This is a genomic window from Luteibacter sp. UNCMF331Sha3.1, assembly GCF_900109915.1.
GTDB lineage: Bacteria > Pseudomonadota > Gammaproteobacteria > Xanthomonadales > Rhodanobacteraceae > Luteibacter.
This window is the reverse complement of record NZ_FOBU01000001.1, coordinates 1367211-1389938: the sequence shown is the minus strand read 5'-3', so window position 1 is coordinate 1389938 and position 22728 is coordinate 1367211. Positions and strand designations below refer to the sequence as shown.

General features: G+C 68.3%; 19 protein-coding genes. 8 read left to right on the top strand and 11 right to left on the bottom strand.

The genetic code is table 11. From position 1 onward, the window contains the following. Complete coding sequence (locus tag BMX32_RS06205) at positions 1–1200, bottom strand: O-antigen ligase family protein (RefSeq protein WP_170843572.1); 1200 nt, start codon at positions 1198–1200, stop codon at positions 1–3. Here BMX32_RS06205 and BMX32_RS06200 point away from each other — a divergent pair. Further along, positions 1148–2569: a glycosyltransferase gene (locus BMX32_RS06200; protein ID WP_244511430.1), complete on the top strand. Its 1422-nt coding sequence runs from the start codon at positions 1148–1150 to the stop codon at positions 2567–2569. The genes BMX32_RS06205 and BMX32_RS06200 overlap by 53 nt on opposite strands. Here the strand turns inward: BMX32_RS06200 and rsmB are convergent. The 3 genes from rsmB to def are packed head-to-tail and all read right to left on the bottom strand — an operon-like array spanning position 2530 to position 5297. Further along, positions 2530–3849, bottom strand: coding sequence for a 16S rRNA (cytosine(967)-C(5))-methyltransferase RsmB (gene rsmB, locus BMX32_RS06195; protein WP_211664173.1), 1320 nt, complete (start codon positions 3847–3849; stop codon positions 2530–2532). The genes BMX32_RS06200 and rsmB overlap by 40 nt on opposite strands. Then, positions 3846–4790, bottom strand: coding sequence for a methionyl-tRNA formyltransferase (fmt, locus tag BMX32_RS06190; RefSeq protein WP_089975690.1), 945 nt, complete (start codon positions 4788–4790; stop codon positions 3846–3848). The genes rsmB and fmt overlap by 4 nt, the downstream gene beginning before the upstream one ends. A 3-nt stretch (positions 4791–4793) precedes the next feature. Beyond that, entirely contained in the window at positions 4794–5297 is a 504-nt protein-coding gene (def, locus tag BMX32_RS06185) for a peptide deformylase (RefSeq protein WP_089975687.1), read from the bottom strand. A gap of 206 nt (positions 5298–5503) precedes the next feature. Between def and BMX32_RS06180 the strand changes: the two genes are divergently transcribed. From BMX32_RS06180 to BMX32_RS06160, 5 genes are all read left to right on the top strand, one after another. After that, positions 5504–6658, top strand: coding sequence for a LysM peptidoglycan-binding domain-containing protein (locus tag BMX32_RS06180; RefSeq protein ID WP_089975685.1), 1155 nt, complete (start codon positions 5504–5506; stop codon positions 6656–6658). Between the two features lie 221 nt (positions 6659–6879). Next, positions 6880–8019, top strand: coding sequence for a DNA-processing protein DprA (gene dprA / locus BMX32_RS06175; protein WP_089975682.1), 1140 nt, complete (start codon positions 6880–6882; stop codon positions 8017–8019). Positions 8020–8117: 98 nt separating this feature from the next. After that, entirely contained in the window at positions 8118–10673 is a 2556-nt protein-coding gene (locus BMX32_RS06170; protein WP_089975679.1) for a DNA topoisomerase I, read from the top strand. Next, positions 10670–11242: an L-threonylcarbamoyladenylate synthase type 1 TsaC gene (locus tag BMX32_RS06165; protein WP_089975677.1), complete on the top strand. Its 573-nt coding sequence runs from the start codon at positions 10670–10672 to the stop codon at positions 11240–11242. Before BMX32_RS06170 ends, BMX32_RS06165 begins: the two co-directional genes overlap by 4 nt. Before the next feature lie 38 nt (positions 11243–11280). Beyond that, entirely contained in the window at positions 11281–12624 is a 1344-nt protein-coding gene (locus BMX32_RS06160; protein WP_089975674.1) for an AMP-binding protein, read from the top strand. A 24-nt stretch (positions 12625–12648) separates the two neighbouring features. Here BMX32_RS06160 and blaOXA read toward each other — a convergent pair whose 3' ends face one another. Continuing rightward, complete coding sequence (gene blaOXA / locus BMX32_RS06155) at positions 12649–13491, bottom strand: class D beta-lactamase (protein WP_089975671.1); 843 nt, start codon at positions 13489–13491, stop codon at positions 12649–12651. Between the two features lie 138 nt (positions 13492–13629). Here blaOXA and purD point away from each other — a divergent pair, with 138 nt between their 5' ends. Beyond that, positions 13630–14913 (top strand): phosphoribosylamine--glycine ligase, encoded by a 1284-nt coding sequence (gene purD, locus BMX32_RS06150; protein ID WP_089975668.1) that lies wholly within the window; start codon positions 13630–13632, stop codon positions 14911–14913. Positions 14914–14923: 10 nt separating this feature from the next. Here purD and BMX32_RS06145 read toward each other — a convergent pair whose 3' ends face one another. Then, positions 14924–16972 (bottom strand): RICIN domain-containing protein, encoded by a 2049-nt coding sequence (locus BMX32_RS06145; RefSeq protein ID WP_139206680.1) that lies wholly within the window; start codon positions 16970–16972, stop codon positions 14924–14926. Between the two features lie 155 nt (positions 16973–17127). Between BMX32_RS06145 and BMX32_RS06140 the strand changes: the two genes are divergently transcribed. Then, a complete protein-coding gene (locus BMX32_RS06140; protein WP_089975661.1) occupies positions 17128–19002 on the top strand; it encodes an MFS transporter in 1875 nt (624 codons plus the stop codon). 65 nt (positions 19003–19067) lie between these two features. Here BMX32_RS06140 and BMX32_RS06135 read toward each other — a convergent pair whose 3' ends face one another. The 5 genes from BMX32_RS06135 to BMX32_RS06115 form a co-directional block, all read right to left on the bottom strand. After that, complete coding sequence (locus tag BMX32_RS06135; protein ID WP_089975658.1) at positions 19068–19934, bottom strand: beta-lactamase induction protein; 867 nt, start codon at positions 19932–19934, stop codon at positions 19068–19070. A 174-nt stretch (positions 19935–20108) separates the two neighbouring features. Further along, positions 20109–21089, bottom strand: a complete 981-nt coding sequence (gene nudC / locus BMX32_RS06130) for an NAD(+) diphosphatase (RefSeq protein ID WP_244511429.1) — start codon at positions 21087–21089, stop codon at positions 20109–20111. A gap of 13 nt (positions 21090–21102) precedes the next feature. After that, a complete protein-coding gene (gene erpA / locus BMX32_RS06125; protein WP_089977019.1) occupies positions 21103–21486 on the bottom strand; it encodes an iron-sulfur cluster insertion protein ErpA in 384 nt (127 codons plus the stop codon). 31 nt (positions 21487–21517) lie between these two features. Further along, a complete protein-coding gene (locus BMX32_RS06120) occupies positions 21518–21952 on the bottom strand; it encodes a bactofilin family protein (protein WP_089975655.1) in 435 nt (144 codons plus the stop codon). After that, positions 21939–22682 carry a DUF6776 family protein gene (locus tag BMX32_RS06115; RefSeq protein ID WP_089975652.1) on the bottom strand — a complete coding sequence of 248 codons (744 nt, stop codon included), beginning with the start codon at positions 22680–22682 and terminating at the stop codon, positions 21939–21941. Before BMX32_RS06115 ends, BMX32_RS06120 begins: the two co-directional genes overlap by 14 nt. Positions 22683–22728: the final 46 nt, after the last annotated feature.

Below are 22728 nucleotides of genomic sequence, written 5' to 3'. Positions count from 1 at the left end.
TCAGGAGGGCTCCGGCGGCGATGGGCGCGTGGCAAGCATACGCGCGACAAAGACGGCGAGGCCCAGGGTCAGGAAGAAATAGAGCGAATGCGGCATGGCGCGGTAGAACACGTTGTCCGTCATGCCGCAGAGGGCGTACATGCAGACGGTGCTGAAACCGGCGCAGGCGGGCATGGCGATGGCGTTGTCCGGGTCGAGCGCGTGCCGGCCAAAGAAGGCCAGGGCGCCGCCGAAGAGCAGCAGCAGGATCAACAGGCCCGGGATGCCGCCGGTCACGGCCCATTCGAGGTATTCGCTGTGAGGATGATCGTAGCGCTCGACCGTGGCGCTGACCTCGCCCTCCGCGATACGCGCCCGGGCATAGTCGCCGAACTGGTTCAGGCCGACGCCGGTAAGCGGGTGCGCCTCGATGGCCATGGCGGCCGTGCGCCACATTTCCAGCCGTTCGCGCACCGCACCCTGCGTTTCCTGGTCGCTGTAGGTGGCCACTTCTTCCTTGACCGCGGCGAAGCGCTCGATCATCTCGCCATGCAACGCCGTGGCCGCGGCGATGGCCGCACCGACGCCGAGCAGGAGGATCAGCAGGCCCTGGCGCCAGTGGCCGCTGCGTCGCGACTGGATCAGCACGACCGCCGCGAACACCGGCACGAAGGCCAGCAAGGGGCCCCGGCTCTGCGTGAGCATGGCGCCGTAGAGCCCCAGCAGGGCGAAGATCACGTGGACGATGCGTTCCCAGCGAGGCAGGCCGGTACGCAATGCCTGGGCGATGGCGATCAGCGACAGCACCAGCATGAACATGCCGAACTCGATCGCACCCCATTGCCCGTTGTTGATGCCGTAGACGCGGTCGATGCCTTCGACGTAGTGCTGCTCGAGGCAGACGGCGCCGAGGACGCCGGCCGATCCGCTGAAGCCGAGTCGCAACACGTCGGTGCGCAGGGGGGCGGCGAAGGAGCCGGCGATCAGCAGGAACGCGAGCACGTGCGACATGACGTCGAAATCGCGCCAGTCGATGCCGTGCAACGCCGTGTTGGCGAGCCAGAAGAGGAAGGCGAGCGCGGCGGGGCCGGTGACCCAGAGGGCGCGCCGCCAGGCGCGTCGGGCCTCCGGATCGCTGAGCAGCATCCAGATGCCCATCAGGAGCAGGATGGCGGCCGGCACCGACTTGGCCTTGACCGGTACGGCGAACGTCAGCGGCATGATCGCGATCAGCAGCGAAACGATCCACATCCGCCACGGGTTGGTTTTGTCGAGCACTCGGCACCTTGATTGGATCGGAACGGGCACGACGGTCGCGGCCCACGACTCATTCCGCGTCGCGGGTATGCGCGCGAGGGCATGGTACTTTACCGGACCGCCGCTGCCGCGCCTAAGCCCCGCGTCGGGCGGGCGGAAATTCAGCTTCGCCTCTCCACCGAACCGGCTCCGCGCGATGAAGCTCCTCTTCACCAATTTCCACGCTGGCGATGGCGGCGGTCATACCACGTATATCCTCGGGCTGGCGCGCGGCCTGGCGCCCCGGCACGCCGTGTTCGTGGCCGCGCCCCCCGGCAGCCGGCTGCACCGCGAGGCGGGCACGATCGCCGGTGTCACCGTGATCGACCAGCCCTTTCCCAACGGCTTCCGGCGGCTGGCCGCGCGGCGGCGCGCCAGGCGCCACCTGATCGATGCGATGCGCCGTGAGCGCTTCGACGTCGTGCACGTCAACGGCTCGGCCGACCACCGGCTGTCGATGTCGGCCCGGCGGGCGTCGGGGACCCGGCCACCGATCGTCCTGACCAAGCACAACTCCAAGCCGATGACCGGCCCCGGCCACTGGTGGCGTTCGCGTTTCGGCACCGACGCGGTGATCGCCGTGTGCGAGTACGTCAGGCGGCAGGTGATGGCGTCGCCGTACGCCCGTTGTCGTGTGGCTACCGTCTTCAATGGCGTCGACATCGACCATTTCGCGCCGCGGTCGGCGGATCCGGCGTCCCGCGCCGCCTGGCTCGCGCCGGACGCCGCGACGAAGCCGCTGCTGATCGGCAGCAACGCCGGAACCGCTCGCTACAAGGGATGGATGGATCTGCTGGAAGCGCTCGCGACGCTGGATGGCGCCGACCGGGAGCGGTTCCGTGTGGTGCTTGCCGGTGGCATGCCCGCGAAGGACGATCTCGCCCGCGTCGAGGCGCTCGGCATCGCGTCGCAGGTGCATTTCACCGGTCGCCTCGGCGACGTGCGGCCGATGGTTGCCGCGCTGGACGCCGGCTTCGTGATGTCGTGGGACGTCGAGACGATCTCGTTCGCCTGCCGCGAAATGATGGCCATGGGCAAGCCGGTGCTGGTCACCGACTACGCCGGGCTTCCGGAAAACATCGTGGCGGGCCAGGACGGCTGGGTGGTGAAGGCGCGCGACCGTGACGCCATCGCCGATGCGCTGCGAGGGCTTCTCGCGCAGCGGAGCGCGTTGGCCGACATGGGCGAAGCGGCCCGGCGCCATGCGGTCGCCGACTTCGGAATGGCGCGCTTCGTGGACGCGACCGACGCCGTCTACGCGTCGCTGCTGCGCGACTTCTCCAGCAAGGCGTAATACATGCCGTCGAGGTCGCCGTCGCCGGGGAGGATCTGCCAGCCCACCGTGGCGGGCTGGCCGACCGGCAGGGTGAACGGCACGGCCGTGGCATCGGGCCGACTTTCGAGGAAGGCGCCGACGACGCCCTCGTTCTCCCGGCGCAACAACGAGCACGTGACGTAGAGCAACCGGCCACCGGGCGCGAGCGTCGACCAGCAGGCCGCGAGGATGCGCGATTGCATCCCCACGAGCGCGTCGATATCCGCCGCGCGGCGATGCAGGCGAACGTCGGGCCGGCGGCGGATGACGCCGGTGGCGGAACAGGGTGCGTCGATCATCACGCGATCGAAGGGGCGACCGTCCCACCATGCCGAGGGATCGCCGGCGTCGCCCACCACGATCCGCGCCTCCAGGCCGAGCCGATCCATGTTCTGCCGGATGCGCGGTGCGCGCCGGCTTTCGGACTCCACCGCGAGCAGCGCGACGTCGGCGCGCTCCAGCACGTGGCACGCCTTGCCGCCCGGCGCGGCGCACGCATCGAGCACCTGTTGACCCTCAGCCGGATCCAGAAGATCGGCAGGTATCTGGGCGGCGCCGTCCTGCACGGCGAAAAAGCCTTCGGCAAAACCCGGCAACCGCGTGACGTCGGTGCTGTGGGGCAACACCAGGCCATCGACCAGCCACGGGTGCAGGGTGACTGTCTGGCCGACCTCGCGCAGCGCGGTGGCGACGTCGTCGCGGCGCGCACGGCGTCGGTTGACGCGGAGCATCAGCGGCGGCTCGACGTTCGCCGAGGCCAGCACGGCGTCGGCACGGTCGGGCCAGTCGACCGCGATCGCGTCGGCGAGCCATGCGGGATGCGCGTGGCGGGTGGCCGGCGTCGCGTCGAGCGCGGCCAGGTGGGTGTCGCGTTCGCGCTGCCAGCGGCGCAGCACCGCGTTGGCGAGGCCGGCGAGCCGTGGGCGACGCAGTTCGCGCACCGCTTCGACGGTGGCGGCGACCGATGCGTACGCGGGGAGCTCCAGCACCTCGAGCTGCACGAGGGCCGTGACCAACAGGGCGTGGATGACGGGCTCGTTGCGACGGATCGGTTTGTCGAGCAGACGATCGAGCGCCGCGTCGAAGCGAGGCCACCAGCGGGCCCCTTCGTTGAGCAGCGCGGTCAGCAGGGCGCGGTCGCGCGAATCCGGTAGTCGCGGCAGCGCGCGATCGGCCACCTCGCGGAGCGAATGCCCGGCGAGCGCGATCTCGGCGAGAGCCTCCGCGGCCAGTGCGCGCACGGATATCGCGCGACTCACGATGCGGCCTGCTTCAGCTCCGGGCGGGCGTTGAGGAAATCGGCGACGCCGATCTGGCGGCCGCCGGCACGCTGCACGACGAGCAGCCGGATCGCGCCTTCCGCGCACGCGATGTCGATGCCGTCCCGCGACGCGGCGATGACCCGCCCCGGCTCGACACCGGTCACGCCTTCGACCGCGCGGGCGGACCAGATGCGCAGTCGCTCGCCGGCCACATCGGCTTCGGCCACGGGCCATGGATTGAACGCGCGCACCTTGCGCTCGAGCGCGATCGCGGGCTCGGCGAAGTCGAGTTTCGCCTCGGCCTTGTCCAGCTTGTGCGCATACATGACCCCGTCGTCCGGCTGGGCGCGCGGCACCAGCGTCTCGCCGGCCATCGTGCGGCGCAGGCCTTCGCCCAGCGCGTCGGCGCCGAGCGCCGAGAGTCGGTCGTGCAGGCTGCCACCGGTGTCGTCGGCCGCGATCGGCGTGCGCCGCTCGACGAGCACGGGGCCGGTATCGAGGCCGGCTTCCATCTGCATCAGGTCGACGCCGGATTCGGTGTCGCCCGCGAGGATCGCGCGCTGGATCGGCGCGGCGCCGCGCCAGCGGGGCAGCAGCGACGCGTGGACGTTCCAGCAGCCGAGCGTGGGGATGGCGAGCACTTTGCGCGGAAGGATCAGTCCGTACGCCACCACCACCATGAGGTCGGGCGCGTAGGCGGCGAGGCGATCCCGATCGGCGTCGGCCTTGAACGATTCCGGCTGCTCCACCGCAATACCGGCGGCGAGGGCCGCTTCCTTGACCGGGCTGGCCGCCAGCTTGCGCCCGCGACCCGCCGGGCGGTCGGGCTGCGTGTAAACGGCGACGACCTCCGCACCGGATGCGCGGCAGGCGTCGAGACAGGGAACGGCGAAGTCAGGCGTTCCCGCGAACACCACGCGCAAGGGTCGGGCCGTCATGGATCAGGCGCTGGCCTTGCGCTGCTTTTCCATCCGCTTCAGCAGCATGGTGCGCTTCAGCGGCGAGAGGTAGTCGACGAACACCTTGCCGGCGAGGTGATCCATCTCGTGCTGGATGCAGACGGCCAGCGGGCCTTCCGCCTCGACCACGATCTCGTTGCCATCGACGTCGTGGGCCTTCACCTTCACATGGAGCGCGCGGGTGACATCGGCATAGATGCCGGGGAACGACAGGCAGCCTTCCTGGTAGACCTGCTGGCCGTCCTTTTCGAGGATTTCCGGGTTGATCAGCACCATGGGCTCGTTGCGGTCGTCGCTCATGTCCGCCACCAGCACGCGCTTGTGCACGTTGACCTGGGTCGCGGCGAGGCCGACGCCATTGGCGGCGTACATGGTCTCGTACATGTCGGCGACGAACTGCTTCAGTCCGGCGTCGAACTCGGTGACGGGCGCGGCGACGGTGCGCAGGCGCGGATCGGGAAATTCGAGAATGGTGAGGGTGGACACGGTGTCACCTTGAACGTTCACGGGCCGGAGCGGCGCCTTACCCCGCGGATTTGCGGGCAAATCGGCGAAATCCAAGCAACGGCGACGGTAGGATGGCCCCGTATTCTACGCGCGTGCCAGGGGCCGGGCGAGCGCGGGGCACGTATTGTGCCCATTAACGATTCGGTTACACTCGCGACAGCACCGGGGAAGGGGGAAAACCCGCCATGATCAAGAAGTTCGCCATGCTGCTTGGCGGCATGTTTTTTACCGTGGCCGTCTATGCCGCGGCGTCGCAGATTCGGCCGGATCACCCGGATACCTACACGGTCCGCAAGGGCGACACGTTGTGGGATATCTCGGCGCGCTTCCTCAGCAAGCCGTGGCTGTGGCCGGAGATCTGGCAGGCGAACCCGCAGGTGCGCAATCCCCACCTGATCTATCCGGGCGACGTCCTCAATCTGTCGATGATGGGCGGTGGCCCGCGCATCGGCCTGCAGCCTCGCGTCCGCGAAGGCGGCGACGCCGTGACCGCGATCCCGCTGAGCGAACTGCGCATGTTCCTCAAGGAAATGCGCGTGATGAACGCCGACGACGTCGAGCAGGCGCCCTACCTGGTCGGTTTCGAGGAAGCGCGCCTGCGCGCCACCCCGGGCAACAAGATCTACGCCCGCGACCTGGACGCCGCGCAGCCCGGCCAGCGCTGGGCCATCGTCCGTCCGACGCACCGCTTCCGCGACCACGGCGGCTCGGACGGCAGCACCGACATGCTCAACAACCCGTCGCACGGCTCGTTCGTGGCCGATCCGCTCGACAGCGACGTTTCCATGGCACCGAGCCCCTGGCGTGAAGACAGCCGCCACGACACGCACGTCGGCAAGGGCAAGGACGAGGGCGTCGAGGTGTCGGTCATCGGCACCGCGGAAGTCATCGCCACCAACGGCGACGTCGCCAGCCTCGTGCTGGTCGATTCCACGCTGGAAGTGCGCAAGGGCGACCGTCTGATGCAGATCGACGACAGCCCGTACGACCCGTACTTCTATCCGCATGCACCGAAAGCCATGCCGGCCGACCCGCGCGTGCTCGGCTTCGCGGACGCCAACTACGGCGTGGGCAGCCGCCAGGTCATTTCGATTTCCGCCGGCTCGGCCGATGGGGTGGACAACGGCACCACGTTCACGGTGATGACCCAGGGCGAGACCATCGCCGACGAGGTCAGCGGCAACTACAACCGCCGCGGCACCTCGCGACACGTGAAGCTGCCCGACGAGTTCGGCGGCCACATCATGGTCTTCCGCACGTTCGACCACGTCAGCTACGCGCTGGTGATGGACGCCCTGCGTCCGCTGAAGCCCGGCGACAAGCTGGTGTTGCCGGAGTAATTCCGGTCGCCCGGACGTTCGGGCTAGGGCAGGCTCTTGCTCGTCGTGGGAGCGCGCTTGCGCGCGATCGGGTGCTCGCGGCAAGCACCCGATCGCGCGCAAGCGCGCTCCCACAGAAGATTTCCACCCCTGCTGATCCCACACTCGCTTTCTGCCCCTGCCGACGCCCCATCCCGGCAAGCGCCGACATGATCCGTCCCCCGACCCCCTAAACTGGTCGGATGACCGATGCCGACGAGCTCCGCGACTGGCTGATCCTCCTGCGTACGCCGGACTTCGGCGCGCGACGCCTGCGCGAGGGCCTCGTGGCCCGGGGCAGTGCCGCCGCCCTGCTGAGGTGGCTCGCCAGGCACCCCGACGTGCTGACGCCGGAGGCCCGCGGGTGGATCGAGCAACCGGACGAGGCGACGCTGGCCCACGATCTCGCCTGGCTCGACGGCGACGACCAGCGTCTGCTCCGCTGCACGGAAGAGGATTTTCCGCCGCAGCTCGAAGCCATCCCCGACCCGCCGGCCGCGCTCTTCGTCAAGGGCGACGCCGCCTTGTTGCTGCGGCCCCAGGTCGCCATCGTGGGGGCTCGTCGGGCCCAGGAGCCCGGTCTCGCCAACGCCCGCCGGTTCGCCGGCGAACTGGCCGCGGCCGGGCTGCTGGTCACCAGCGGCATGGCCGACGGGATCGACGGAGCGGCGCACGAAGCCGCACTGGCCGCGGGCGAGCCGACGATCGCCGTGATCGGTACTGGCCCCGACCGCGTCTACCCTCGCAAACACCACGCATTGGCCCGCAGAATCGCCGAACAGGGTGCGATCGTCAGCGAATATCCCCCAGGTACGGGCGCATTGCCCTACCGGTTTCCTCAGCGTAACCGGATCATCGCCGGGTTGAGCCTCGGCGTCGTGGTCATCGAAGCCGGCCTGCGGTCCGGATCCCTGATCACGGCGCGGGTAGCGGGCGAGCAGGGGCGCGAAGTCTTCGCCCTCCCCGGGTCCATCCACAATCCCCTCGCCGAGGGCTGCCACTCGCTCATCGCCGAGGGCGCACGGCTGGTTCAGCGGTCCGACGAGGTGCTTGCCGCGTTGGCGCCTGCCGCTCGCGAACTGGGCGCCGAGCTGAAGGCGCGCCTGGAGGGCGCTGGCGGCGCATCCGGGGCATCCCGGCGCAAGACCGGCCCGTTCGACTGGCGACAGGATGAGGAATATCGCCGCCTGCTCGACGTCATGGGGTACGATCCCGCCTCCCTCGACGCCCTGGTGGACTCGACAGGGTTCTCTCCGGGCGCGCTGTCGTCGATGCTGCTGATTCTCGAGCTCGAAGGCGAGATCGCCCCGCTCCCCGGGAACCGGTACCAGCGCGTGGTCTGATCATCGTCGGCTTGACAGCCATCACGGCGATGTGTTTCCAACTAAATATATACATGTGCTGGGGTTCACTCGCCCCGCGACCTCGGAATCGGTAACGAATGGCAAAGAACCTCCTCATCGTCGAATCGCCGGCCAAGGCCAAGACGATCAACAAGTATCTGGGAGCCGACTTCCAGGTGCTGGCGTCGTATGGCCACGTCCGCGATCTGCGGCCGAAGGAGGGCGCCGTCGACCCGGAGCATGGCTTCGCCATGGCCTACGAGGTCATCGACCGCAACGAGAAACACGTCGACGCCATCGCCAAGGCGGCCCGCGCCGCGACCAGCATCTATCTCGCGACCGACTTGGATCGCGAAGGCGAGGCGATCTCCTGGCACATCAGCGAGATCCTGCGGGAACGCGGCCTGCTCGAGGGCAAGGACGTCCAGCGCGTGGTGTTCAGCGAGATCACGCCGAAGGCCATCAAGGAGGCCGTCGCCAATCCGCGCAAGCTGTCGCACGACCTCGTCGACGCGCAGCAGGCCCGGCGCGCACTCGACTACCTGGTGGGTTTCAACCTGTCGCCGGTGCTCTGGCGCAAGGTGCAGCGCGGCCTGTCGGCCGGCCGTGTGCAGTCGCCGGCACTGCGCATGATCGTCGAGCGCGAGCTCGAGATCGAAGCCTTCAAGGCGCGTGAGTACTGGACGATCCAGGCGGGTCTGGCGCACCCCGAGGGTGCGTTCGATGCACGCCTGGTCAAACTCAACGGCAAGAAGTTCGAGCAGTTCGACCTGACGAACGAGAACGACGCCATGGCGGCGCGCTCGGCGCTCGAAAAGGCCGCCGCCGGCAAGTTCACCGTCGGCGAAGTGACGAGCCGCGAGCGCAAGCGTCGCCCCGCGCCGCCGTTCACCACGTCCACCCTGCAGCAGGAAGCCGCGCGCAAGCTCGGGTTCTCGACCAGCCGCACGATGCGCGTGGCGCAGGGCCTCTACGAAGGCGTCGCCCTCGGCTCCGAGGGTAACGTCGGTCTCATCACCTATATGCGTACCGATTCGGTGGCGCTTTCGGACGACGCCGTCGCCGAGCTCCGCGACCTGATCGGGCGCGAATACGGCAAGGGCGCATTGCCCGACGCCGTGCAGGTCTACAAGTCCAAGTCGAAGAACGCACAGGAAGCGCACGAAGCCGTGCGCCCGACCTCGGCCATGCTCACCCCGCGCAGCGTCGCGTCGTACCTCAACGACGACCAGCGCAAGCTCTACGAGCTGATCTGGAAGCGTACCGTCGCCTGCCAGATGATCCACGCCACCATGAACACGGTGTCCGTGGAATTCCCCGTCGGCGATTCGGCATTCCGCGCGACCGGCACCACCGTGATCGATCCGGGCTTTCTCGCCGTCTACGAAGAAGGCCGCGACCAGAAGGCGGACGACGATGACGATCAGCGCCGCCTCCCGCGCCTGACGCAGGGCGACGTCGTTCCGGTGTCGCAGATCGCCGCCGACCAGCATTTCACCGAGCCGCCGCCCCGCTTTTCCGAAGCCAGCCTCGTGAAGGCGCTCGAGGAATACGGCATCGGCCGCCCGTCGACGTACGCCAGCATCATCCAGGTGCTCCTCAGCCGCGAGTACGTGCTTCTCGACAGTCGACGCTTCAGGCCCACCGATGTCGGCCGCGCGGTCAGCCAGTTCCTCTCGGGGCACTTCGCGCAGTACGTCGATTACGACTTCACGGCGCGCCTCGAAGACGAACTCGACGCCGTCAGCCGTGGCGAGGAAGCCTGGGTGCCGCTGCTCGAGCGTTTCTGGCAGCCGTTCAAGACGCTGGTGGACGACAAGACCGAAACCGTCGACCGCAACGAGGCGACCGGCGCGCGCGAACTCGGCCCCGATCCGAAAACCGGCAAGCCGGTGTCGGTGCGTCTCGGTCGCTACGGCGCCTACGCGCAGATCGGCAGCAAGGACGACGAGGCGAAGCCGACGTACGCCAGCCTGCGTCCCGGCCAGAGCATGCACACGATCACGCTCGAGGAAGCGATGGAGCTGTTCAAGCTGCCGCGCACGCTCGGCCAGTCGGAAGCCGGCGAAGACGTGACGGTCGGCATCGGTCGCTTCGGTCCCTTCGTGAAGCAGGGCAGCACCTACGCGTCGCTGAAGCCGGAAGACGATCCGTACACGATCGAACTGCCGCGCGCGCTGCAGCTGGTGCAGGAAAAGCTCGAGGCGATCGCCAACCGCACGATCCTCGATTTCGGCAACGGCGTGCAGGTGCTCAACGGCCGTTACGGCCCGTACATCACCGACGGCGAGAAGAATGCGCGCATCCCGAAGGATCGCGAGCCGAAGTCGCTGACCGAAGCCGAGTGCGCCGAGCTGCTCGCCGCCGCGCCGGTGAAGAAGCCGCGTGGCGGTCGTGCGGCCAAGAAGACCGCGACGAAGAAGGCGGCCAGCAAGAAGACCGCGACGACGAAGACGGCCGCCACGAAGGCGCCGGCCAGGAAGGTCGCCGCGAAGAAGGCGACGAAGAAGACGGCGACCAAGAAGGCTGCCGCGAAGAAGACCGCGACGAAGAAGACCGCGACGACGAAGGCGGCCGCGAAGGCGCCGGCGGCGACGAAGAAAGCGGCGGCGAAAAAGGTCGCGGCCAAGACGGCATCGCCCGCGGCCGAGTGATGCGTCGTTTCGACCTGGCCAGTGTCGACGCGGCCGCCGCGCTCATGCGCGAGGGCCGCGTGCTCGCTTACCCGACCGAAGCCGTGTTCGGCCTCGGTTGCGATCCCCACGACCGTGACGCGTTCGAGGCGCTTTTCGCGCTCAAGGGACGCCCTGCCACGCAGGGGGTTCTGCTGATCGCGGCGTCGTTCGAGCAGATCGCGCCCTACATCGACATGGCGCGAGTGCCGACCGAGGTGCTGGCGCAGGTCGAGGCGTCGTGGCCCGGCCCCAACACCTGGATCTTCCCGCGCAGCGCCGCCGTGCCCGATTGGGTCGCCGGCGCGCATGCCGGCATCGCGCTGCGCGTGACCGCGCATGAGCCCGCCGCCGCATTGTGCCGCGCCTTCGGCGCTCCGCTCGTGTCGACCAGCGCGAATCCCCATGGCGAGGCCCCCGCGCGGGACGTGGCGACACTCGAACGCTATTTCGGCGACCGCCTCGACGGTGCGCTCGATGCGCCGCTCGGTGGTCTCGACCGGCCGACGATCATCCGAGACGCCCTCAGCGGCGCTATCATCCGCGCCTGATCCCGGGGGGACGTCCGTTGGTTACGAACGCACATGAAATGACGGGTCGCGCGCCCGGTACGCGCTTGCCCCTGCTGGTCGGCGCGCTGTCGCGGCCGGTCGCCTGGCGCGACGGCAAGGCCATCCGTGCCGGTGTGTTCCTGGCGCACGTACGCCGCGTGGCGGCGCTGCTCCCCGACGCCGAGAGCGCGGTCAACCTCTGCGAGGACCGCTACGCGTTTCTCGTGGCGTTCGCCGCGCTGCTCGTGCGAGGCCAGACGAACCTCCTGCCGCCGTCGCGCGCCCCTCACGCGGTGGACGAGGCGATGTCCGGTCACCCCGGCTCCTATGCGATCGGCGAACTGGACCTGACGCCCGCGCCGGCCGGCTACGTGCGCATGCCGTCGCTGGCGGACGACGAAGTGCCCGAACAGAGCGTTCCGACGATCGCCGCCGACGCGATCGCCGCCATCGGCTACACCTCGGGCTCCACGGGGCGGCCGAAGCCCAACGTGAAGACCTGGGGCAGCTTCGTCGCGAGCAACGCAGGCAATGCGGACATGCTCGACCGTGCGATCGGCGGCTCGTTCGACGTCGTCGCCACGGTGCCTCCGCAGCACATGTACGGCATGGAAATGTCGGTGCTGATGCCGCTGCTCTCCGCGGTCAGCGTGCATGCCGGCCGACCTTTCTTTCCCGCCGACGTCGCCACCGCACTGGGCAGCATGCCGGAGCCGCGCGTGCTCGTGACCACGCCGGTGCACCTGCGCGCGCTCGTGGAATCCGGTGTCGCGCTGCCGACCCTCGCGGCGTTCGTGTCCGCTACCGCGCCCATGCCGGTCGAACTCGCGGCCGCCGCGGAACAGCGCTTCGGTGCGCCGCTGTATGAAGTATTCGGCTCGACGGAAACCTGCGTGTTCGCCAGCCGACGCACCGCGACGGACGACGACTGGACACTGTATGCGGACGTCTCGCTGCATCCTCAGCCGGACGGCACGCTCGTGCAGGCGCCGCAGCTCGAGGAGCCGATCGCGCTCGCCGACATCGTCACGCTGCACGACGAAGGCCGCCGATTCCGCCTGCGCGGCCGCAACACGGATCTCCTCGAAATCGCCGGCAAGCGCGCGTCGCTCGGCGATCTCAATCGTCGCCTGCTGGCGATCGACGGCGTGCGCGACGGTGTGGTGTTCCAGCTGGACGAGGCCGACGCGTCGGGTGTCCGTCGCATCGCCGCGCTGGTGGTCGCCCCGGGCATGACGGAGCAGGCCGTGATGTCCGCACTGCGGCACGCGATGGACCCGGTGTTCCTGCCGCGGCCGCTGCGCATCGTGGATGCGCTGCCGCGCAACGACACGGGCAAGCTCCCCCGGCAGGCGTTGCTCGTGGCACTGCGCGGCGGTTGACGCCGCGCCGTACCGGCGTCGCGGTCAGTCGCCGAACGCGCCGAGGGTATCCAGCATCTCGCGCGCCAACGCAACGCGTTTGCCCGCGTCGGCGGCCCCGCCCATATCCATATTGAGCGCGAAGAACCACCGGCGTCCGTCGTGCTCGACCCAGCCGACGTACCAGCCGATGTCGGCACCCTGATCCGTGCCATCGAGACGCGCGTCGAGCTGCGGTCCCCAGCCGGTCTTCGCATGCAGCACGTAGTGCGGCGCGGCGTCGTAGATCGTGATGCGGCGAACGATCTCCTGCGCGCGCGCCGAGAACGGCAGCGTGCCGTCGGCCAGGCGGCGCAGGAAGGCGATCTGCTGCTCCGCGGAGATGCGCAGCTTGCCGGACAGCCAGAACTGATCGATGCCGCCACCGATATCCCGATTGCCGTACCCGGCCTTGTCGATCCACGACTGCATCCGCGCCTGGCCCGCGCGGCGGGCCACTTCCTGGTAGAGCCACACCGTCGAGTAACGCATGCCGCTCGCGAGGCTGTTCGGCCGGTTCCACTCGGTCATGGGCTTGCCGCCCATCATCCGCACCTTGCCGTCCCACGGGAGGGTCTGGAACTCGTCCGCCACCGCGCCCGTATCGATCGCGACGAGCGCGTTGAAGACCTTGAACGTGGACGCGGGCAGGTACGGATGACGCGCGCGCGCGGCATCGAACACGTGCATCGCATCGCCATGCTCGTCGTAGACGAGGATCGTGCCCCGGACGTGGGCATCGGCGAAGACCTTGCCCCATTCGGGGTGCTCCTGCCATGCGGCGGCATGCGAGCCGACCGAAACGAAGAGGGCGAGCAGGGCGGCGAGTAGCGTGGGCCATCTGACCATGAGGGACGATCTCCTTGGGTGGTGGCTGCCGAGCTTCCCGCCTTCGACGGGAACGCGCCGTGGCGCCGATCTGGCCGTTCGCGGGCAGCGAGGGCGGGCCGCCGGGTAGAATAGGCGGTTCAACGTCAGGAGAGTCCCATGAAAGTCCTCGTCATCGGCAGCGGCGGTCGCGAACACGCGCTGGCCTGGAAACTCGCGCAATCGAAGCGCGTGGACGAGGTACTGGTTGCTCCCGGCAACGCGGGTACCGCGCACGAGCCGCGGTTGCGCAACGTGCCCGTCGCGGTCACCGATCTCGACGGCCTCGTCGCGCTGGCGAAGCAGGAAGGCATCGGCCTGACCGTGGTCGGTCCCGAAGTGCCTCTCGTCGCCGGCGTGGTCGACCGCTTCGTCGCGGAAGGTCTGCGCTGTTTCGGGCCGACCGCCGCGGCGGCCCAACTGGAGGGCAGCAAGGCGTTCGCGAAGGACTTTCTCGCACGCCACGGCATTCCCACGGCGCACTACGCCGTGTTCACCGAACTCGCGCCCGCGCTCGCCTACGTCCATGAGAAAGGTGCGCCCATCGTCATCAAGGCCGATGGCCTCGCGGCGGGCAAGGGCGTGGTCGTGGCCATGACGCTTGCCGAGGCGGAAGCCGCTCTCGACGACATGCTCGGCCAGCAGGCGTTCGGCGACGCGTCGTCGCGCGTGGTGATCGAGGAATTCCTCGACGGCGAGGAGGCGAGCTTCATCGTCATCGCCGACGGCAGGCAGGCGTTGCCGATGGCCACGAGCCAGGACCACAAGCGTCGCGACGACGGCGACAAGGGGCCGAACACGGGGGGCATGGGTGCGTATTCTCCCGCGCCGGTCGTCACCGACGAGGTCTCCACGCGCGTGATGCGCGAGGTGATCGCGCCGACGCTCGCCGGCATGATCGCCGACGGTGCGCCGTTCACCGGCTTCCTCTACGCCGGACTGATGATCGACAAGACCGGCGCGCCGAAGGTCATCGAATTCAATGTGCGCTTCGGCGATCCCGAAACGCAGCCGATCATGCTCCGCCTGCGGTCCGACCTCGTGGAGTTGATCGAGGCGGCGCTCGACGGCGACGTCGGTCGTGTCGAAGCCGTATGGGATCCGCGTCCGTCGCTGGGCGTGGTGCTCGCCGCGGGTGGCTATCCGGGCAAGGTGCGCGGAGGCGACGCGATCCGTGGCGCCGATGGCGACTTCGGCGCGGATGTGAAGGTATTCCACGCCGGCACGGCTGTCGGCCCAGCCGGCGAGCCGGTGAGTGCGGGTGGCCGCGTGCTGACCGTGTGCGCGCTCGGCACCGATCTCGCGGACGCGCGCACGAAGGCCTATGCGGCCATCGACCGCATAGGCCTCGAAGGGTCGTTCTATCGCCGCGACATCGCGCATCGGGCGCTCGATCGACACTGACCCCGCGGTTTCAGAGCCCGTGGCGCAACGGCAGCGTCTGCCAGCGCTGCCCGGTGTCGATATCCCGGTACTGAACGTCCGGATTCAGTGGGAATTTCGGCGAAACACCGGCGAGCACGGGCACCGTGTCGTCCGCCTGCGGCTTCGACGGATAGGACTGCCATGGCCGCAGCAGGAAGTGATTGGGGTTCGCCGATATCGGGAAGTGCCGCTGGACGTCGAACTTCGCGTTGATCACGCCGTTGTTCACATGCAGGCGCCAGCGCTCGCCGCCCTCGACCCGCGAATGGATCCGATCCGCCGACCACGCCCATTGTTGGTTGAGCGCGTTGTTCACGCACTCTGCGACGGTCATTCGGCCATCGCCCTGATCGGTGGTCAGACAGAGCCCTTTCGCGCGGTTTCGATAGGTCATGTCTGCTTCCAGTAACCATTGCTGGGCGCGCTTCGTCTTCGCGCATGCGGCCAACGTTACCTCGACGTCGCCTGCTTCCAGGCACTGGCCGGTTCCCGACAGCGACTGGATGAGCGTCGTTGGGCTGCGCGTGAGGTAGGGCGAGGACAGATCCAGGGTCGATACGACCCAGGGCTGCAACTGGCCTGAGAGGTGGGGCTGCGTCATCGGGTCGTAGTACGCCGAGGCTGGGTCGGGACGTTCCTCCGAAGGGAGATTGACGACGGACAGGGCGCGATAAAGACGATTCGTCACGGTACCTCGCGATCCGATGACGACCTTGCCCTCGTAGGCGCCGTCGACGCTCCACTCACTCGCCGTTTCCAGCGATGCGCGACGCATCATCGGAGTCATCCTCGCCGTCGAGTTCAACGAGCCCTCGAGGAAGTGGCGCGAATTGCCGGCGACATCGTTGGCGAGAGGCAATTTCCACACGGCGATGAAGCCGCGATCGGCGGGACGCGTCATCTGGCTCACCGCGTAGTCGTCGAGTTCCATCTCAACCACGGACCGCTCGGTCGTTTCGGTCGAGAGCGAAAGCGACAACGGGATCTTTCCGACCGTATTGATGCCGTCCTTGTTGAGTCCCTGTTGGACGTCCGGCGACGTCGAGAGGCCGAACGCGCTCCTGCTCGAGAACTCCTCCGTGATCTTACGTTTCGTCGGGCCGCTCGACTTTGGAATGGTCTGGAGCAGCCGCACCTCCGCCGCGGGATCCAGGGCGTAAAAGGCCGTCGTCGCCTCGTAGGCATCGGCCACGTAGAGGGACATGCCGCTTCCATGCTGGATAAACGACTTGCCGTTCTGGATACCGTTCTCGGCGGGGATGACGCCGACTTCCGTTTTCACCGTGACGATCTTCCTGTCACGTGTCGCGGTGCTGTCGCGGACGATACGGATGGTCTGCGAGGCGGACCGGCCATGCGCGCCGAAGACCTGATCGTCGATACGGAGGAAGGGGCGGCCTTCCAGCGTCTCCGGATCGATCGACTGCGGCGCGGCATCCCGCGCGACCGATCGGGCGGTGCGCGAGGGCGCCGCGGGTTGCATCGCTGCGAGCACGGCCTCCGTGGCACCTTGCAACGCCGCGGCGGAGGCCGGACTCAGTGGATCGCCCTCCACCGATGTGGCCTTCAGGCCGTCCGGCGATTCGACATACATCACCGTGCGCGCCGCGGGTTCGATGCCGAAGGTCTCCAGCTCGTGGCGAGCCTCGCCCTCACGGCTTGTCACGAGCACCGCGGCGCCGCTTGCGAGCAGTGCCAGCACCTCGGTACGACGCCCGGCATCGGCAAGGGATGCGCTCGTGACCCAGGTGGCGATCGGCGTTGGTGTATCGCGCAGACGCGACGAACGGGCCCTTGCGTCACCGAGGATGTCGGGTCGCATGTTCGCGACATCGGCGTTCGTTGCCGACAGCGTGGCAGGAATGTCCGCGACGGGAAGGAGCGGAAGCCGTGAGGAAGGGGCGACGGTGGATGCCATCGAGGGGATGGCGATCGCTGCGAAGAGGCAGGACGCGAGGGCGTGGGCAAGCGGGTGTCGTTTCATGGGTGCCATGACCTTGGCTAGGGGGGAGTGATGATCTTGGTTGGGCTCGCCCACAGCTGGCTGTAAGTAAGCTCTGAAGTTGTTGTCAGTGCTATCCGAACGTTGTGTTTCTGCGGGGCGTCGCCCATACACGCCCCGGCGATTCGTGCTTGACCCACCACGGCGCAGGCTCGATTACACTTCCGTCGACTCCACCGACGGAACGGCCCATGTCCCAGTTCTCCCTGCTGACCAAGCGGCGTTTCGCACCGTTCTTCTGGACGCAGGCGCTCGGCGCGTTCAACGACAACGCGTTCCGCAACGCGATGGTCATGCTCGTGGCGTTCCAGATGGCGCTCCCGGATGCGCAGGTGTCGCTCTACACCAACCTCGCGCCGGCGCTGTTCATCCTTCCGTATTTCCTGTTCTCGGCCACGGCGGGTCAGCTGGCCGAGAAGTTCGAGAAGACGCGGATCATCCGCTACGTGAAGCTCTTCGAGATCGCCGCGATGGTGATCGCCGCCATCGGCTTCTTCACGCATCACGTGTCGCTGTTGCTGGTGGTGCTGTTCCTGATGGGCGTGCACTCCACGGTGTTCGGCCCCATCAAGTACTCGATCCTGCCGCAGGCCCTCGAGCGCAGCGAACTCGTCGGCGGTAACGCGCTGGTCGAGACGGGCACGCAGCTTGCGATGCTGATCGGCATGATCGTCGGCAACTCCCTGATGCTGATCGCGGGGTATGGCACCCTTGCGGCCTCGCTGACGACCATCGCGATCGCGTGCGCGGGCTATCTCGTCTGCCGCGCTATCCCCGTGGCGCCGGCCACGGCGCCGGATCTGCGTTTCAACTGGAATCCGCTGAGCGAAACCTGGCGCGTGCTGAAGATCACGCACGAGGATCGCGCCGTGTTCAACGCGGTGCTCGGCATCTCGTGGTTCTGGTTCTTCGGCACGGTGATGATCGCGCAGCTGCCGAACTACACGCGGCACACGCTGGGCGGTGATGGGTCGGTCAACACGCTGGTGCTCACGCTGTTCTCGCTGGGCACGGGCATCGGTTCGCTCCTGTGCGAAAAGCTGTCGGGTAAGCGCGTCGAGATCGGCCTCGTGCCGATGGGCGCGTTCGGGCTCACCGTGTTCGCCGTCGATCTCTTCTTCGCCCGGCCTGGCGTGGTCGCCGGTGCGGGTCTGGGATGGACGGCGTTCGTGGCCGCGCCGGGCGCGTGGCGCGTGATGCTCGACCTGACGATGATCGGCGCGTTCGCGGGCTTCTACGTCGTTCCGCTCTTCGCCTTCGTGCAGAGTCGCGCGCCGCGCGACCGCCTGTCCCGCATCATCGCGGGCAACAACATCGTCAACGCGTTGCTCATCTGCATCGCGTCCGGCTTCGGTATCGGTCTGACGGCGCTCGGTCTCGACGTGCCGACGATCTTCCTCATCACGGGCATCGTGAACATCGCCGTGGCGATCTACATCTTCACGCTGGTGCCCGAATTCATGATGCGCTTCATCACCTGGGTACTGGTGAACACGCTCTATCGCGTGCGCGTCGACGGCCTGCGGAACGTGCCCGACGAAGGCGCCGCGCTGGTCGTGTGCAACCACGTGAGCTTCATGGACCCGCTGATCCTGATGGCGAGCGTGCGCCGTCCGATGCGCTTCGTCATGTACTACAAGATCTACGACCTGCCGTTGCTTCGCTTCGTCTTCCGCACCGCGAAGGCGATCCCCATCGCCGGCCGCGGCGAAGATCCCGCGCTGATGGAGCGCGCGTTCGAACTCGTGGACGAGGCGCTCGCGAACGGGGAGGTGGTGTGCATCTTCCCCGAGGGTGGCATCACGCGCGACGGCAGCATCCAGAACTTCCGCCCGGGTGTCGATCGCATCCTGGCGCGCCGTCCTGTGCCGGTGGTGCCGCTGGCGCTGCGCGGCATGTGGGGCAGCATCTTCAGCCGTCGCGACAGCGCGTTGCGCCGTGCGCGCCTGCCACGCCGGTTCTGGTCGCGGATCGAGCTGGTCGGCGGCACCCCGGTGCCGGCGGCCGATGCGAGCGCGGTGTCGCTGGAAGCGCGCGTGACGGAACTACGTGGCGACGCGGCGTAACAGCCAGTCACGTGAAAAAGCTCGTGTGGGAGCTCGCTCTCACATGTGCTGGTCGATAGGCGACCTCAGGCGAACCAGGCCGCCAGCACGATGACGGCCACGACGGCCAGCCACACGACGAGCACGCGTCGGATCACGCGGCGCGCATCCTCGAGTTCGGCGATCGGGTCGCTGACGTCCTGCACGTAGCCGTCGCCGGCTTCCACGTCGGCATCGACGCCGGCACGCGCGACCGCACCGAGGAAGTCGGGTTCGAGCCGGGTACGCGGGCTGCCCGAGGTGCGGTGCCAGGTCTTCCACGCGCCCATGACCGCGTCGAAGTCGGACACCAGCGCCATCGCGAAAACCATCAGGTGCGCGGGCACCCAGTCGAGCGCATCGGCCACGCGACGGGCGGCGGCACGCGAGGCCGTGTCGAGCGCGAGGGCGGCGTCGCGGGCGAGGGTCTGCGCGAGGCGATACCCCAGCGCACCCGCCGGACCGAGGATGAAGAACCAGAACAGCACGCCGAAGCGGCGGCGCAGCGCACCGTAGAAAGCTGCCTCGACCAGCACGGGCGCGAACCAGCCCAGCGGCGCGTCGTCGTGGCGCAACGCGGCCACGGCCTCGTCGCGACGAAGGGTGTCGGGGGCACGGAGGATGGCGTCGATGTCGTTCTCGATCTCGCGCGGCCCGAGTGCATAGACCAGCACCAGCACGGAGAACGCGAGCCAGCCGAGATCGAAGAAGGGCAGGGAGTGCAGGATGCCGCCGAGGATCGCGCACGCGAGGACGGGCACCAGCAGCGCGATCGCGACGCGGCCCGCGCCGGACGTGTCGCCCAGCCGGTTCACCCAGCCACGAAACCAGCGGTCGTCGCGCCAGCGCGCTAGCTGCGGCACGCTCCACGCGATGACGAGGGCGATCAGGACGGCAAGAAGGCGTAGGGCCATGGCGTGGGAACTATCCGCAGGTCGTTGGCCCGATTGTATGTGGGAAGCGCGCTCGCAAGCGAACGGCCCGGGGGCTCGTCGGTGGGAGCGAGCCCACTGGCGAAGGGTGCTCGCGGCAAGCACCCGTCGCCAGCAGGCAGGCTCCCACCGAAAGCGATCCCGTCGATCTCGCGGTCAGGCCGACGATGTGACGAGCGATTCGAGCGACACGCCGCGCAGCGCGAGCCAGTGCTCGATCAGGCGATAGGACACCGACAACGGCGGCGGCACGGCCAGCGCGCCCGACGCCATGCCCTGCACGATGTCGTCGACGCTGAACCAGCGCGCATCTTCCAGTTCGTCGTCGCGCAGGTGGATCTCGCGCGACGACGCCGTGGCGGTGAAGCCCACCATCAGCGACGCCGGCAGCGGCCAGGGCTGCGACGAATGGTAGGTGGCATGCAGCACCTCGACGCCCGATTCCTCGCGCACTTCGCGACGAACGGCGTCTTCCAGCGACTCGCCCGGCTCGATGAAGCCCGCGAGCGTGGAGTAACGCCCTTTGGGCCATCCACGCTGGCGGCCGAGCAGGCACGCGTCGCCGTGCTCCACGATCACGATGATCGCGGCGTCGGTGCGGGGGAAATGCATGTGCGATCCGTCCGGATTCGTGCATTGCACGCGGTGTCCGGAGGCGACGACGAGCGTCGGCGCGCCGCACTGGCTACAGAATCGCGTCTGTCGCTGCCAGTGGGTGATGCCCTTGGCATAGGCGAACAGGCCGGCCTCGAACGCGGGGAAGATCAGCCCCGCCTCACGCAGCGACATGCGTCGCGCGCCGGTCAGCGTGACGAAGAGCGATGCCTGCGCTTCGTCGACGACCAGCGTGAACCAGGCGGATGCGTTCGCGATGCCGAGGAACGTGGACGGGATGTCGCCGAAGCGCTCGCCGCGCATGGCGGCGGGCATCCAGTGCGGCAGATCGGTGTCGGCGAGCACGAAGGCGTTGCCTTCGCTGTCCAGCACGAGGAAGCGCGTGTCGTCCTTCGTTTCGAGTTCGTCGATCCAGACCCGATCGTCGCGACGCTCGGCCATGCGATCGATGTCGATGCCGGCGAACACGTTTTCGCGTGCCCGTGTGGCGACCGCCTTGTCGCGTTCCTGTTCGACGCTCACGCCGTGACGCCGGTCATGCGCTGAACGACGAGCCGCACCCGCAGGTGGTCTTCGCGTTGGGATTGCGAATGACGAACTGGGAACCGCTGAACGATTCCGCGTAGTCGATCTCGGCGCCGGTGAGGTACTGCAGCGACAACGGATCGACGACCAGCGTCACCCCTTCGCGCGAGATGGCGAGGTCGTCCTCGGCCTGGTCTTCGTCGAAGGTGAAACCGTACTGGAAACCGGAGCAGCCGCCGCCGCTGATGTACACGCGCAGCTTGAGGCCGGGGTTGCCCTCTTCCTCGATCAGCTCGTGGACCTTGCGGGCCGCGGCCTCGGTGAAAACGAGCGGCGCCACGCCGGACCGGTAGTCCGGCGCCTGGGTCGGAGCCATGGGAAATGGGTTGTTCATGCCGCCCATAATGGCGCCGATCCCCGGCAGGTCAAGCCTCGGTCAGCGCCGGAGCGACCTCGATCGCCGCCTGGGCCAGCTGGCGCACCGTCTGCGGCGCGCGGTGCACCATCTTTCCGTTCACCTGCGCGCCAGCCGCCATCTCCAGCACCTGGTAGTGGACGTCGCCGTCGATCCGGGCCAGCGGGGCGAGCTCCAGACGCTCGGACACCTCGATATTTCCGGTCACCCCGCCGTTGATCACGGCCTGCGGCACCTCGACGCGGCCGATGACGCGGCCGGTCTCACTGATCGTGAGCACGCCGTCGCTACCCGGGTCGGCGTGGATGGAGCCCTCGACGACCCCGTCGAGGTGGAGCGCGCCGCTGAACAGAATGTCGCCGCGCAGGGTCACGCCGCGGGCGATCAGGCTCGTGGCGGCGGTGCCGACGGCGGGCGGTGCGTTCTTCCGGTTATTGCTGAACATCGTTGACCTCGTCGTTGCGGAGGGTGTCGCTCCAGGACAGCGTGCCGACCACCGGCTGGTCGCCGGTGACATCGGCGGTCAGCCGCATCCGGGTCGGGCGAAACCCTGCCGGGAGCGTGAAGCTGCCCTGGACCTGCTGGAAATACTTGAAAGAGAAGGGCAGGCCCTTCGATGAATCGCCCTGGCCCAGCGCGGGGCCTTCGAGCGTGGTGACCTTGTCGCCCTGGATCCCTTCGATGGCCACCTTGAGCTCGCCTTTCACGAGTTCGCCGCGGCGGGCGTTCTGGGTGAGGGTGATCACCACGTTCCACGCGTTGGCCGCGCCGCTGACGGCCGTGGTCCGGGCGCCCTGGATCTTCAGGCCGTCGCGCTGCGCGCCGCCGCCGACCAGTCTCGAATAGAAAGCGAGATCGGTGCGAAGGCCGCTGATTTCCTCGTCGCGCTCGGCGAGGTTTCGCTTGAGTTCTTTCGTGGCGACGTCCGTCACCTGCGCGGAGCGCTGGAGATTCGTCGCCTGCTGGCGCAGCGCCTCGTTCTCGGCCACGAGCTGCTTCGCCGGGACCCGGGCGCCCGAGGCGGAAGGGACCCGCGACGTCGCCAGCCACGTGCCAACGCCGACCAGCAGCAGGCTGAGCAGCCAGCCGCCGATCAGGACGAGCCGCTTTCGGCGCTCGCTGGCCGCGTCGTCGAGCGTGCGCACGACGAACCGTGGCGGGTGGCGTGGAGCCATGGACGATTCCGTGGTGAAGACGTGAAGGCGGCGATGGTATAGCCCC

What these genes read in the sequence shown, in the direction of transcription:
- BMX32_RS06135 (WP_089975658.1), bottom strand. Translation starts at nt 19,934, where the DNA reads ATGGCCCTACGCCTTCTTGCCGTCCTGATCGCCCTCGTCATCGCGTGG.
- BMX32_RS06160 (WP_089975674.1), top strand. Translation starts at nt 11,281, where the DNA reads ATGACGGGTCGCGCGCCCGGTACGCGCTTGCCCCTGCTGGTCGGCGCG.
- BMX32_RS06140 (WP_089975661.1), top strand. Translation starts at nt 17,128, where the DNA reads ATGTCCCAGTTCTCCCTGCTGACCAAGCGGCGTTTCGCACCGTTCTTC.
- BMX32_RS06120 (WP_089975655.1), bottom strand. Translation starts at nt 21,952, where the DNA reads ATGTTCAGCAATAACCGGAAGAACGCACCGCCCGCCGTCGGCACCGCC.
- BMX32_RS06170 (WP_089975679.1), top strand. Translation starts at nt 8,118, where the DNA reads ATGGCAAAGAACCTCCTCATCGTCGAATCGCCGGCCAAGGCCAAGACG.
- BMX32_RS06205 (WP_170843572.1), bottom strand. Translation starts at nt 1,200, where the DNA reads ATGCCGCTGACGTTCGCCGTACCGGTCAAGGCCAAGTCGGTGCCGGCC.
- BMX32_RS06180 (WP_089975685.1), top strand. Translation starts at nt 5,504, where the DNA reads ATGATCAAGAAGTTCGCCATGCTGCTTGGCGGCATGTTTTTTACCGTG.
- BMX32_RS06200 (WP_244511430.1), top strand. Translation starts at nt 1,148, where the DNA reads ATGGCGGCCGGCACCGACTTGGCCTTGACCGGTACGGCGAACGTCAGC.
- purD (WP_089975668.1), top strand. Translation starts at nt 13,630, where the DNA reads ATGAAAGTCCTCGTCATCGGCAGCGGCGGTCGCGAACACGCGCTGGCC.
- blaOXA (WP_089975671.1), bottom strand. Translation starts at nt 13,491, where the DNA reads ATGGTCAGATGGCCCACGCTACTCGCCGCCCTGCTCGCCCTCTTCGTT.
- fmt (WP_089975690.1), bottom strand. Translation starts at nt 4,790, where the DNA reads ATGACGGCCCGACCCTTGCGCGTGGTGTTCGCGGGAACGCCTGACTTC.
- erpA (WP_089977019.1), bottom strand. Translation starts at nt 21,486, where the DNA reads ATGAACAACCCATTTCCCATGGCTCCGACCCAGGCGCCGGACTACCGG.
- dprA (WP_089975682.1), top strand. Translation starts at nt 6,880, where the DNA reads ATGACCGATGCCGACGAGCTCCGCGACTGGCTGATCCTCCTGCGTACG.
- BMX32_RS06115 (WP_089975652.1), bottom strand. Translation starts at nt 22,682, where the DNA reads ATGGCTCCACGCCACCCGCCACGGTTCGTCGTGCGCACGCTCGACGAC.